This window comes from Alteromonas sp. ABH4_453 (assembly GCF_056160665.1).
The window spans coordinates 240,622-254,076 of record NZ_JBSWXP010000001.1; the positions used below are offsets into that span (position 1 = coordinate 240,622).

Consider the following 13,455-nt stretch of genomic DNA (forward strand, 5'->3'; position numbering starts at 1 on the left):
GGTTTAACATTTTGAAAGCTAGGTTTATGAAAAGCCCCCAAGTTGTTTAGTTAGCCACCTAAAACACCATTGATGATCATGGCATTACCGATGCTTAACGTGAAACCTAAAGCAGCTACACCCACGTTGTGCTGATGGTCCACTTCTTGTCGAAAATTCATACCAAAAAGAATGATTTTTTTATTCACTAGAACCAATAAATGAAGTGCGACTGCCAAACACACACTTACAATCAACCACCCCGTTACATTACTCACATAGCCTGATGGATTGTAGATAAGTAAGTTCTTTGCTGCTGATACAATCATAGCCGTACCAAGCAGATTACCGCTATGCTCAATAGCGAGCGCTAACTGCCCTTTCTCTAATGCCCCCTGAAACGAGTCATTTTGATTATCACGCGCATACCTAAACTCTAAAATTCGCGTCATCACTAGCAGCATAGTCAGAACTACAGTAAACCCCGTTACTATGGCAATCAGCGCATTCATGTCGCTACCATCAACCCATATCATAATATTGCGCAATACTATTGCACTGGCTACTAGGCTCGCAGCATCAACGAGCGCCACACTAACGCTTCGTTCGGCTATCATTGTGTGGGTGTCTAATTTGTTAAGTACTAATTTATCGTGAGCAAAACGCCCAAATTTCACTAGCATGATCCCCACAAAACCAAAAGTCACCATGCCAATGGCTGCTTCTTGGTAACCTACGCCTATATGCCGTCCTACTACTGAACTCAGTACAATACACAAAGACAACATGCCGCCGGCAATGCTAATGCCAAAAGCAAAGTTATCTTTAACACCCAACTCTTCGGTTACTGAGTACTTTCTAAATGCGCCAGTCAGCCATTTCATAATCATCAGTAGCACTAACGCTATTGCCACATCCATGGCAAGGTAAATCAATAGTTCCTGCGTTAGAGGTACTAGTTTTAATAAGGCTTCCACGTTATCTTTGCTCCTTGAACATACGAAGTTCCTTGCTGATAGCCCTTCTGTAATCATTGTTGTCGTAGTAATAACAATTGGGGCAGCAGCATCCATCCTTGCTAAATTGTTACAAGGATGACAGCGAACTTGTTCAGATTTATTTTAATAAGGGCCTGAAAAGTCATCGTTATTATCTAATAAGGTAAAACCCAGCAGGCTATGAATACTTTCAATAAAAATGTGAGTATTCATTATTTTACACAAATGTTATCTCTTAAGACGCGAGCATTATGCCAATAGACAACGAAAATAGCATGACAAACGTAGAGCAAGCCGGAAAATTATGGCAGCAGTTGCTAGATTCCCCCGCCTTAACCGAAACCGATCAAGTCATTGCAGAAAACCATCGCGAAGCCCTTTTAAGCGCTTTTGCTCGCTCCGCTTTCCTAGCTGAAACACTGGTACAAAAGCCTGCGTTTATCTCCAGAATCGTGGAGCCTGTGTCGGATTTAACTATGTCTGACTCAACCATTACTCACTTCAGCACTGAATTAAAAGCAAAGCTTGAATCACTGAAGAGCGAAGACGAGCTATTGAAGGAACTTCGTGAATATCGCAATCAAGAAATGGCGCGTATCACCTTTCTAGATGTGCTCAATAAACAGAATATTGAAGATTCGCTCGCTCAAGTTTCGGCATTGGCGGATGCGCTGATAACTAGCGCCTACCATTGGATTTACCAGCACTTGGGTCAGCGCTATGGAACGCCAAAGAGCAACAACCAAGATATGCACATGTATATTCTTGGTATGGGCAAGCTCGGTGGGCGAGAACTTAACTTTTCGTCAGACATTGACTTGATATTCGCTTACCCGGAAAAAGGAGAAACTAGCGGAGGCAAGAAAGCGCTAGAGCATCAGCAGTTTTTTACCAAGCTAGCCCAAAAGCTTATTCAAGCGCTTAACAAAGTGACTAATGATGGACAAGTCTACCGTGTTGATATGCGCTTACGCCCGTTTGGAGATTCCGGCCCCCTTGTAATGCATTTCGCTGCGCTTGAGGACTACTATCAGGACCAGGGCAGGCATTGGGAACGCTTTGCCATGGTCAAAGCACGAGTCATTAATGATGATAATTCAGATAACGCTTCGTGGCTAAAAGGCATTCTTCACCCGTTTACGTTTAGGCGTTATTTAGATTTCACCACACTGGATGCGCTGCGCAACATGAAAAAGCTTATAGCTACCGAAATTCGAAGGCGACGCTTAAGCAACAATATCAAACTAGGTGCTGGCGGTATTCGAGAAGTCGAGTTTTTTGCCCAGAGTTTTCAACTAATCCACGGCGGTCGAGAGCCCGCATTACAAAGTAAGTCCTTACTTCGAACTTTAGATGTTTTGAGCGAATTGGATATTGTAGAAAGCGACGTAACAAAGCAGCTTAAGCAAGACTATTTGTTCTTGCGAAAAGTAGAGCACACGTTACAACAAAGCCAAGACCGCCAAACTCAAACACTGCCCGACGAGCCGTGGCAGCAAAGTGCACTGATTGATGTTATGGACTTTTCCGATTATACCGACTTTTTAACCCATTTAGACGAAGTCATGGCACGTATTCATGGTCACTTCAACGAATTAGTTGAGGAGTGCCATGATACCCATTCAGATGAAGACCAGCTTTTTATTGCGTGCCAAGATGCGTGGCGCCTTTCGTTGCAAGAAGATGAGTTTACTGAAACGTTTAGCGACCACCTTTCCAGTAAGGAGAGTAACCAAATCTTCACCATTCTCGTCGCCTTTAAAGATAAGCAAAGAAACTACCGCATAGGTCAAAGAGGTGAAGATACGCTTAACAAACTTCTTCCAGAGATTTTATATGTATTAATTAAACAGCATCCTAATCACACAGCGCAGGTGTTGAGCCGATTATTAGGCGTGATTGAAGCCATTACCGGCCGCACAACCTATCTTGATCTTCTACTTGAAAACCCTGACGTGCTTAAACAGTTAGTAAGGCTTTGCGAGAGAAGTGACTGGATAGCCCAAGAAATTAGGCGATTCCCACTCTTATTAGATGAGCTACTTACCCCACTCTATTTAGGGCAGCAAAACACAGACATCAATACCAGTAAGCAGGAATACCAGCTCGAGCTGCGCGAGACTATGCTGCGTATAGAGCAAGATGACGTTGAAATGTTGATGGATGGGCTTAGACAGTTCAAACTTTGCCAGCAGCTTCGTATCGCGGCCAGCGACATTAGTGAATCCCTGCCCATTAATAATGTAAGCGATAAACTAACCGTTTTAGCAGAAGTTATTTTAGAGCATGTTCTTAACGCAGCATGGATGCAAATGCGACAGCGCTTTGGTGTGCCTTCGCACCTTGAGGGTAATGATAAGGGCTTTGCCGTTATTGGTTACGGTAAATTGGGTGGCTACGAGCTGGGGTATGGGTCGGATTTAGATTTGGTTTTTATACACAATGCGCCCCGTTCAAGTAGTACAGACGGCAAAAAATCGATTGAGGCTCAACAGTTTTACATAAAATTGGCTCAACGTATTATGCACTTGCTTAATACGAAAACACTGTTTGGACAGCTATACGAAACCGACTTGCGTTTGCGCCCTTCTGGCAACGCTGGGCTATTGTGCTGTCACATAAACGGTTTCGAGAAATACCAAGTAGAGGAAGCTTGGACATGGGAACACCAGGCACTGGTTAGAGCAAGAGCTATCTGCGGCGACGCATCGCTTTTGGATGACTTTACAAAGGTAAGACATTCAATTCTCAGTCAATCTAGAGATCCCCAAACACTGTCGCAAGATGTCTGCAAAATGCGCATAAAAATGCGTGAGCACCTACTGGCTAAAGATAATGAAAAAGTAGATTTAAAGCAGTGTGAAGGCGGTATTACTGACATTGAGTTTATGGCGCAATATCTTGTATTAGCACACGCTTGCACTGTGAAAGCAATGACCGAGTACCCAGATAATCTTAGAATTTTCGATGTTGCAGCCAGCGCGAACATCGTTGATACGCCAACAGCACAAAAACTTCAAAAGGCCTACTTAAGGCTTCGTGAGCAATATCACCACCTCACTCTGGCAGATACCAAGTACGCTGACCAAAGTGAAGAGTTGGATATTATACGCGAGCAAGTGAGGCAACACTGGGATACATTATTTGGCAGGCTCAGTGAGTAATTCTGGAAAAGTGCTACCCGCGTACACGGCGACATTGGCTTTTAAGGAAGTCGGTTTCTTGAGCCGTTACAACTAAAGAGCGCTGCTCTGCACATAGATAAGCTTGAACTTCGCCTTCGAAACTGCTGTCAATGGCGCTTGCGATCTTAGCTAAAGAACCGGCGACTGTGTTGTCTAATTGAAACTGATGCTTAATCACGAAGTCTTGTTCAAGGTTCCAAATTAACTGCATGCCTTCTGCCTGTGCATACTGTGAAATTGCCTCGCGAAGCGTATTACCTTCTGCGAACGTCCGATATTTGTGCTCACCGGTCCAGTTTTTTTCAACTGGACGAGTTTGACTCGACATTTTCGCTAATTTACTGTCCAGATTAGGATCTACACCGGCAATATCCAACACAAAATCGCCCTGCTCATCTTCTAATGGATCCGTTGAGGACATACGAAAATCACGATAAAACTCGCTAAGGCCTTTCGATACAGACTTCTCTTCTTTCTGTGACGCGGGTGTGGGTGATTCTTCGTGTGTCTGTAGCAAATAAATCAAAACGCCCGCAGCGATAACAAGTACCACAGCGATAGCAATTTGCTTTGCCCAAAATGAAGAGCTTGAATAACTCGTCTGTCCCATAACCTACCAATCTGTAATCACGCTAGCATTCGAGCGGAGTTACTATCTCTGATCGAATTCGTCCTAATATTTGTATTTTAGCCGAAGCGGCTATAATACGCCTTTATCCTATTTATCTATTTTGACAAGAGCAAACTGGTTATAACCAGTTACGGTATACACAACGGTTATGCCCTTTATCCACTTTTTGCCGTTTAGAAAGTTTTATCTTCTGCGAATTGCTGGCAGCTCGGTCGCTCTAATCGTGGTTAACCGCTGTATACCCTTTCCATTAGAGTGGCGTTTAATTTACCGTTTACAGTGATTTATAAAGCGATTCTGGATTACTCTCAGGGCGCGTTTTGAAACGCTTATGCATCCATAAGTAGCTCTCTGGTTGCTCTTTCACTGCCCTATCAACGTGCTGGTTTAAAAGTGTTAGAGCCTCAGAATCTTCCATTGCGCCTAGCTCAGAAAGCGGCGGGTATATTTTTATCTTGTATCCGCGCTTCGTATATTGAGAGGTGATGATCATTGGCTCAGAATTGGTGCGCCTAATAAACATTAGCGTTGCTGTGGTGGTTGCTGTCTCTTTCACGCCACCAAATGGCACAAAAATACTCTGTCTGGGGCCATAATCTTGGTCGGGCAAGTACAAACATAGCTCTTTATCATCAAGTGCTGCGATGAGTGCCTTGGCGTTGCGCTTATCAATCATATATTTGTTAGAGCGGTTTCGACCGTGATACTGAAGGTAATCCACTAACGGGTTGTTATGCTTTCTGTAAAAGGCAATACTCGGGTGGTAAAAGCCAATGCCACGACACGCAAACTCTAGGTTCATATTATGAAGTGCCATACCAAAAACGCCTTTACCTTTAGATAGGGCAGCTTCAACATGTTCAGTGCCCTCTATTTCAATGGCGCGTCTAACTCGCCAATCAGGCCACCACCACCCCATGGCGGTTTCAAACAACGCCATACCTGTTCGGCGTATATTTTCTTTATACAGCGCTTCAACTTCACTTTCTGACAATGACGGGTTCCAAAGCTGTAAGTTTCGCTTTGCAACTTTCGCTCGCTTAGGAACCACTAATGCGATCAACTTTCCCGCGCCGCTTCCTATGGTGCGGATAACAGGTAACGGTAACCAAGTAATTGCGTATAGGACAAAAACGCCTAACCAAACGGGCCAGAATTTAGGGCCAAGAAATGCCAATTTAAACTTAGGAGCTTTAATTGCCGCCGCCAATGTATCTTTCCTATTTAGTGAAGTGGGCGGCATTGTAGCAGAAGGTTTTTATCGGGGCTAATTGGGCCAGTTGAACAACAAGATGGTTAGGCTAAACGGTATGACAACCAATATAAGGCAGGCAGCGACAGGATTACATTATTTGTTAAACGTCACCACCTAGCCTTTGGGTTTGGGTTTGGGTTTGGGTTTGCAATACCGCTTGTTTTTAGCTTGCTGTAGCAAGAATAAAACGAACTGTAGCTCAGTACTCTTTGTCTATCTGCTTTAATTTCTTTTCAAAAGATTCGTACTGCTCTTTTGAATCATAATCAAAGTGATACTGGTTATGGAAACCAAACTGAAGCTTTACGTTAACGTCTTCGATGTACAGCGTATAGCCGTCGTGGTCAGTAAACGCTGTAATTCCGTTAAGCTTATATTGTTCGTTTTCTTTTGCCCCATGTTGGCGAATCTTATCGAAAACCTGAAGTAAGAACTTGCTGTCTAATTCGTTTTTCATTGTAAATCCATAGTTGTGAATTTACTTATTTTTACATCTGCAAACGGGTTTTGGATTTAAATATACTTCGAGTTCTTTTCTATCCATTGAAAAAACATCAAAGTCGTCATCCTATATAGAAAAGCATTTCGTACATTAAGGGGCGGTAAAGCACAGCCTAAACGTAACTTACCGCTCTCAAGCTTACCTATTTAGAAGTTGTAACGAAATCCAAGGTTAACGACGTGGGCTGAGAAATCATCTTTACCACCAAAATAGGTGTATTCCATACGAACCATTGACTGCAAACCAAGGTAATAGTCAAAACCTAAACCGGCAAGCCCAGCAATAATAGTGTCATCGTAACCGCAAACAACAACATCACTACCACAAGTAGAGCTTTCCACAGATGCATGTTCAATATCAACGCTTGCCACACCAAGTTTGTAATAAAGCTCTCCTTTTTGGCTGCTTGCTTTGCCAAGTAGAGCCAAATATGGGCCTTTCGATGAAATTGATTGCTCATCGTTGTCCGTATCAATAAGAGAGATATACCCCCCTTCTACATACCACTGACGATGGAACTGATAGCCTAGCGCAGCAGAGTAGCTAACGTCTGCTTCACTATCTACTTCAGTATCTACATTTCCATATCCAATATTCGCCACCGCGTATCCATCTGCGAAGGCTAGCCCAGAGAAAGCTAAGCTCGCTATGGTTGCACTACCAATAACAATTTTGGCGAAAGATTGTGAAAGACTACGCATTTTTTACTTCTCCTTGTTAAAGAGCGCTAACTATAAAAGACAATGAGGATAATTAAAACGCGCTTCGCGAAAATTAGAATTCAATAACGGTAACTTACGCTGTCTATCTGTCCAGAACACCCATCCCTGTACATTTTTCGACCATTAAATTTGAGTAATGTTAAACGTTTGTTTCAACCTTTCGTACAAAAAAGACGTGAAAGTAAAGATTAATTATTTATAAATCAGCGTGTTGTTACAAAATTTGATCTTTTCAAAATAAGGTGTAGTATTAACTAAAACAACTGGTCAGATGAGCGGATGAGTTATTATGAGTATCAGAACTAGCTTAAAGAAAGTATTACCTCCAATTTCAGTTACAGAACAAGAAGCCCTAGATGCGGGTGACGTATGGATTGAATCTTCTATTTATCAGGGTAAGCCTGACATGCAGGCGCTACGCGACATCCCTCAGGCGAAACTGAGCGCGGATGAGCAAGCATTCATGGATGGTCCAGTAACTGAGTTGCTGAACATGATCGACGATTTCGAGCTTGGCAACGGCAAACACATTCCTCAAGAAGTGTTAGATTTCCTTGGTAAGAATCGTTTCTTCTCTATGATCATTCCAAAGAAATTTGGCGGTCTTGAGTTCAGCCCGTATGCAAATTCAACCATCGTTGCAACAATTGCAGCTAAAAGTGGTGCAATTGCGGTAACTGTAATGGTTCCTAACTCGTTAGGCCCAGGTGAGCTTCTAATGCACTATGGTACTAACGAGCAGCAAGACTACTGGCTACCTCGCCTAGCGGACGGTCGCGATATCCCTTGTTTTGCACTAACGAGCCCAGAAGCAGGTTCAGACGCGGGTGCTATTCCAGACGCGGCTATCGTAACTAAAGGCGAATTCAACGGTGAAGAAGTACTTGGTTTACGCGTAAGCTGGGACAAGCGCTATATTACGCTTGCGCCAATTGCCACCGTACTAGGTCTTGCATTTAAAGTATTCGATCCAGATCAACTACTTGGCGACAAATTAGAGCTAGGCATTACTTGTGCCCTTCTTCCTAAATCGCACCCAGGTGTTGAGCTTGGTAACCGTCATGATCCTATGGGCGTTCGTTTCTACAACGGTACTACTCGTGGTCAAGACGTATTCATCCCAATGGACTTCATCATTGGCGGTCAAAAGAACATCGGTCGCGGCTGGCAGATGCTTGTTAGCTGTCTAGGCGCAGGACGTGGTATTTCACTTCCGGCCATGGGTGTAGCTACAGCGCAATCTGCGTTTAAAGGCACGGTAGAATATTCTTTCGTACGTGAGCAGTTTGGTCTTCCAATTGGTCGCTTCGAAGGTATTCAAGAGAAAATGGCAGACATCGCGGGTAAGACGTTCTTACTTGAAGCCATGCGTGTTTTAACAACTGAAGGCCTTGGCCTTGGCGTGAAGCCGTCAGTAGTAACGGCAATTGCTAAGTACCACATGACTGAACTTGGTCGTGACGTTATGAATTCTGCGATGGATATCCAGGCAGGTAAAGCGATTCAGCGCGGTCCTCAGAATACTCTAGCGGGCGGCTATGCTGCACTTCCTATCGCAATCACGGTAGAAGGCGCGAATATTCTTACACGTAACTTGATGATTTTTGGTCAAGGTGCAATGCGTTGCCACCCTTACCTAAAAGACATGGTTGACTTAATCCACAGTAACGAAAGTTCTGCGGATGCAGAGTTCAACAAGGTTCTTCGTAAAACCGTTGGTTTCAGCGTTAAAAATGCGTTCCGCAGCTTAGGTAAAGGCTATCTTCCTTTCCTACGTGAAAGCGAGTCTGCATTACCTGAAGTTCGTAAATACGAGAAGCGTGTAAACAGCATCTCTGCGAAACTAGCGCCACTAGCTGACCTTTCTCTTGCAGTACTTGGTGGTGACCTTAAGAAAGCTGAGCTTCTATCAGCGCGTCTAGGCGACGTTATGAGCTACCTATACGGAGCGATGGCAGCAATTCGTTTTTACGAGCAGCGCATTGAAGACAGAAAACTTGCTCTACCGTATTTCGAATACGCAATGCAGTGGTCTTTGCAGCAAGCTGATCAGGCAATTGTTAACTTCATCAACAATTTCCCGAATACAGCGACACGCGGTCTAATGCGTCTACTTACTAATACTTACACTAACAGTGTAGTGGGTATTAGCGACGACTTAGTACGCGAGCTTTCTATTGCGTCAATGCAAGATAACAGTGTGAAAGAGCAGCTAACACATCTTGTGCGCGTTAGCCCGGGCGATGGCAACGACATAAACGAGCAAGCGTTTAAAGCGAAGCACGCGGTAGCGCATCTTCTTGGCAAAGTACAAAAAGCACTTCGCAAAGAGCCAGTTGTACCGTTTATTTCTTTCGAGCATGCACTTAACAAGCTTCAAGAAAAAGGCGTTGTGACTGCTGATGAGGCCGCTAAGCTTCACGACTACAACGAGAAGCGTAAGCTAGCAGTTCGTGTAGACGAGTACACTTTTGATATGGAACTTGTTCCTGCGTCACAAACGCTCAAAGCTATTGATGGCGGTCAAAACGCCGCATAAGCATTTAGCTTAAAGCTCAATAAATATAAAGCCCCGTCATTCGATGGGGCTTTTTTTGTGTTATTTGCCATTTCTTTTCATTTTTCGTTTTGTGCTCTACCATTTAGGGATTAGGATAATCGCTGAAAGGATCGCGCAGTGAAAAGAAAGTGTAAGTTTCCTGCTTCAACCGCTAAGAGACTTTTTCCTCTTTTTATTACACTTCTATTCTCACCGCTCAAAGTCGTTGCTGAACACGAGGGGTCGCATTTTGTAATTGGTGAGTTAAATCATCCGCGCGTAAATAATTTTTATAAACCACTGATTGAGCGGGCTTATCGCAGTATTGGAATTGAAGTAACTTTCGAAAAAGTTGGAGGGGAGCGCGGCCTACGGCTTTTAAATCAAGGTATGACGGATGCAGACGTTGTTCGTTTTGACGTTGTTGCTCAGCCTGATAACAATATCGTGATTGTTCCTCCCGCGCTTTCTCATGGCGCATCTTTTCTGCTGTGCATCAGGGGAGCGAAATGTAGTAAGGATGTTATTGAAAATCCTGACAACGCCATAGCAGCTACCACACGTTTTTTCTTTAATATGGGTAAGCAATCCCGTGCGTTAAAAGCCAATATCTTTGAATTTGACGACTATCATCATGTTATTGATTTGCTGATCGGCGGACGCTTTGATTACGCAATTATGCCGAGTGATCACGCTGAAGAAGACATTTTCAGACGGTCAGGAATAGAGTTTATTCCCCTCGTCGAACATGAGATCGTGCATGTAATTCACAAAAAACATAGCCACTTAGTTGAGGATTTATCAGAAGCTATTGCAAGGCAACTCGCACTTTTAGACCAACAACAGAACTAAAAAAAACGCCCACTTCGATAAGTGGGCGTTTCACTATTGTTTATACGTTAACGTGCTTTTGCGTTAATACACGTATTATTAGTCAAACATGTACTTTAGAGAAAGTACTGTTGTACGACCGTTTAGAGGACGTGCACGTACATAGCTTCCTACTGCAGCAGAGCCTTCTTCTGATTCAGTAATGATAAACTCATCAGTCGCATTGTTCATGTTAAGTGACACTGAGAACTGATCGTTAACCCAGTAGGTAGCAAATAAGTTTACAAGCGTGTAGCCATCTTGCTTCAGGTCATTATTGTCTTGCACGAAGTACTCAGTAGAACCTTGTAGTGAAGCACCAACAGACCATGTGTCAGTAACGTACTCTGGAGTAATAGTCCAGATCCAATCCGCTTGACGGCGAGGCGTATTGCCTTCTAATGCAGGGTTATTAACGTCATCGCTAATTTCTGCATCAGTCCACGTTAAGTTACCTGACATAACAAAGTTGTCAGTTGCATTCCAACGACCTTCTAGCTCAAGACCTGTTGCTTCGTACTCACGCATGAAAGTTAGACCGCTTGTTACTTCTGCTTGCGTATCTTCAGTAACAGTATCAAACAAAGTAGCGTTAACCATTAGGTCTTTAGTACCGTACTTGTAACCAATTTCGAACTGCTTGGTTGTGTCGTAACCTGAAGTTGTGCTTGTTAGGCTACCATCCGCGTTCAACGTACCGCCAATTTGAAGTAGGCGGTCAGCAATGGCACGGCCACCTTTAGAGTAACGAGCGAAGAACGTTTGGCTATCGCTCAATAGGTATGAGCCACCAATTGAGTAAGACGTGTTATTTGCACTGTAATCTACGATTTGAGAAGCCGCACCAGCACGGTTTAGATTGATTACACCACCGCGAATAAAGCCGCTATTAGTTGCAGAAGCATCTTCAATTTGCTCAATTACACCGTTACCGTTTAGGTCGAAATCAGCATTACCACCACAGCAAGAGCTAATAAGCTCGCCAGAAGCTTCAGTGGTATCGTGACGTACCGACGCATCAATCAGAATGTTGTCCGATAACTCAAAGCCAACGTTCATGTAAGGTGCTTTAGTCACATAGTTAAGATCCCATTCCCAAGAAAGGAAGCTTGCCGATAGTAGACCATCAGACACTAGCTCAACACCGTCTGCATCTGTGATAGTAAGCAACTGAGAGTTGTCACCATCAAGTGTTTGGATAAACGTCTGCCAGCTTGACCAGCTTGTAGCGATGTCTTGATTTGAGTAGTAGTAACCTACTGTTAGGTCGATACCGTTATCAAACTCTTTACGCAAGCTGAAATCGTTTATCATGTTGCCAAGGTCGTTAATTCGCGTATCAAACTGAAGATTTGTAAATGCTTGACCTGTATATACTTCACCTGCGCCAGGACCGTTGGCCAATACTACGCTAGTGCTATCACAGTTAAGGGCATTGCCGTCACCGTCTGTCGCGCCAGAACATAGCGCTGATGCAAAGTTAGACACATCACCTGGGCCTGCTGGGAAACCGTCGGTGAACGGCGCGATGAAGCCACCAGAAATATCTGAAATACGGAATTTGTTTAATAAGAACAAATTCTCAGCTACTTCCAAGTCAACTTCTACACCAAATGAGTTTACTTTTGACTCGATACCGTCGCGAACGTCACGGTTTTCCGGATTACCGAAGCTGTCGAAAGTAGAAATATTCGTGTTGTAAGCTGAATTCAGTGCTTGCGAGCTTGCATCATAGCCTGGAACTGGGCCGTATTCGCCGTCACCTTTAACGAGTACTGGTGAAGGAAGGTACGTAGACACTTTGTCATCTAAGTTCTTGTAGAAGAAGCGAATGTGACCATTATCAAGCATCTTCGTGATATTAAATTTAACCTGACCGCCTTGGTCGCCATTGTAACCAGTTTCACGAGGACCTTCACCGCCACGAGCGAAACCTGCAATGTGGTAATATAGGTCATCAGTGATTTCGCCACCGTAGCGGAAATCTAAACGAAACTCTTCATAGTCAACACCGAATGATGTACCGATAGCACCACCACCTACTTCACCCGTGTTGCTGATCATGTTGATAACACCGCCTGGCGAGTTACTTGCAAACGTTGATGCTGAACCACCACGTACTGCTTCAACATTCGCCACCGACCAATCGTAACGTAGGAAGTTATCTGCGTTACCAAAGTTAATGTCACCATATTCTAGTACTGGTAAACCGTCTTCATGAAGCTGAAGAAACTTAGAGCCGCCTGTCGCTAGCGGAATACCACGAATTGTAATGTTTGCGTTACCGCCACCACCGGATGATTCAGCACGAATACCCGGCAAAGCTCGGAATACTTCAGCTGTTGAGCGAGGCGCTAACTTAAGAATATCTTCCTCATCGAAAGCGCTAACTGAAACACTCGCTTCCTGCATTGTTGCGCCACCTGGCGCTGCAGTAACAACGATTTGCTCGAACTTCTCTTTAGATTTTGCTTCAGTCTCTGGTGTCGCAGATTCTTGAGCGAAAGCCGTGCCAGAAAGTGCTGTACAAACAGCTAATGTTAGTGCGTTGAGTGTGTGATGTTTTTTCATATTTTCTCCGGTAATGTGTTGGAGTTGTTAAATCCTAAGTAGCCGCTACCCTAACTACTAGGGTTGGAGGCAACACAAACATACTTAATCGATTAAGAATGTATAACAAAAAATCAACATTGTAAACAACCTGTGAAAAAAATTACTTCAAAAGTATTACCTGACCTCTCAAAAGTGTTGATACTTAGGATCCTTGTGGTTAA

Annotated in this window: 9 protein-coding genes; 3 read left to right on the forward strand and 6 right to left on the reverse strand. The window is 43.7% G+C overall.

Annotation, left to right across the window (positions count from 1 at the left end; all coding sequences use genetic code 11):
* Positions 1 to 50 precede the first annotated feature (50 nt).
* Positions 51 to 956, reverse strand: a complete 906-nt coding sequence (locus ACXAGV_RS01065; RefSeq protein WP_474871093.1) for a DUF350 domain-containing protein — start codon at positions 954 to 956, stop codon at positions 51 to 53.
* A 272-nt stretch (positions 957 to 1,228) separates the two neighbouring features.
* Between ACXAGV_RS01065 and glnE the strand changes: the two genes are divergently transcribed.
* Complete coding sequence (glnE, locus tag ACXAGV_RS01070) at positions 1,229 to 4,141, forward strand: bifunctional [glutamate--ammonia ligase]-adenylyl-L-tyrosine phosphorylase/[glutamate--ammonia-ligase] adenylyltransferase (RefSeq protein ID WP_474871095.1); 2,913 nt, start codon at positions 1,229 to 1,231, stop codon at positions 4,139 to 4,141.
* A gap of 13 nt (positions 4,142 to 4,154) precedes the next feature.
* On the opposite strand, the gene ACXAGV_RS01075 is transcribed toward glnE, so the two are convergent.
* From ACXAGV_RS01075 to ACXAGV_RS01090, 4 genes are all read right to left on the reverse strand, one after another.
* Positions 4,155 to 4,772 carry a TcpQ domain-containing protein gene (locus ACXAGV_RS01075; protein ID WP_474871097.1) on the reverse strand — a complete coding sequence of 206 codons (618 nt, stop codon included), beginning with the start codon at positions 4,770 to 4,772 and terminating at the stop codon, positions 4,155 to 4,157.
* 295 nt (positions 4,773 to 5,067) lie between these two features.
* Positions 5,068 to 6,003 (reverse strand): LpxL/LpxP family Kdo(2)-lipid IV(A) lauroyl/palmitoleoyl acyltransferase, encoded by a 936-nt coding sequence (gene lpxL, locus ACXAGV_RS01080; protein WP_474871099.1) that lies wholly within the window; start codon positions 6,001 to 6,003, stop codon positions 5,068 to 5,070.
* A gap of 244 nt (positions 6,004 to 6,247) precedes the next feature.
* Complete coding sequence (locus ACXAGV_RS01085) at positions 6,248 to 6,505, reverse strand: DUF3081 domain-containing protein (protein ID WP_014999118.1); 258 nt, start codon at positions 6,503 to 6,505, stop codon at positions 6,248 to 6,250.
* Positions 6,506 to 6,696: 191 nt separating this feature from the next.
* Positions 6,697 to 7,251 (reverse strand): outer membrane beta-barrel protein, encoded by a 555-nt coding sequence (locus ACXAGV_RS01090; protein WP_474871102.1) that lies wholly within the window; start codon positions 7,249 to 7,251, stop codon positions 6,697 to 6,699.
* A 310-nt stretch (positions 7,252 to 7,561) separates the two neighbouring features.
* Between ACXAGV_RS01090 and ACXAGV_RS01095 the strand changes: the two genes are divergently transcribed.
* A complete protein-coding gene (locus tag ACXAGV_RS01095) occupies positions 7,562 to 9,811 on the forward strand; it encodes an acyl-CoA dehydrogenase (RefSeq protein WP_474871104.1) in 2,250 nt (749 codons plus the stop codon).
* Positions 9,812 to 9,949: 138 nt separating this feature from the next.
* On the forward strand, positions 9,950 to 10,663 hold the full coding sequence (locus tag ACXAGV_RS01100) for a hypothetical protein (RefSeq protein WP_474871106.1): 714 nt from the start codon (positions 9,950 to 9,952) through the stop codon (positions 10,661 to 10,663).
* 78 nt (positions 10,664 to 10,741) lie between these two features.
* Here the strand turns inward: ACXAGV_RS01100 and ACXAGV_RS01105 are convergent, their stop codons facing one another.
* Positions 10,742 to 13,252 (reverse strand): TonB-dependent receptor, encoded by a 2,511-nt coding sequence (locus ACXAGV_RS01105; protein ID WP_474827003.1) that lies wholly within the window; start codon positions 13,250 to 13,252, stop codon positions 10,742 to 10,744.
* Positions 13,253 to 13,455 lie beyond the last annotated feature (203 nt).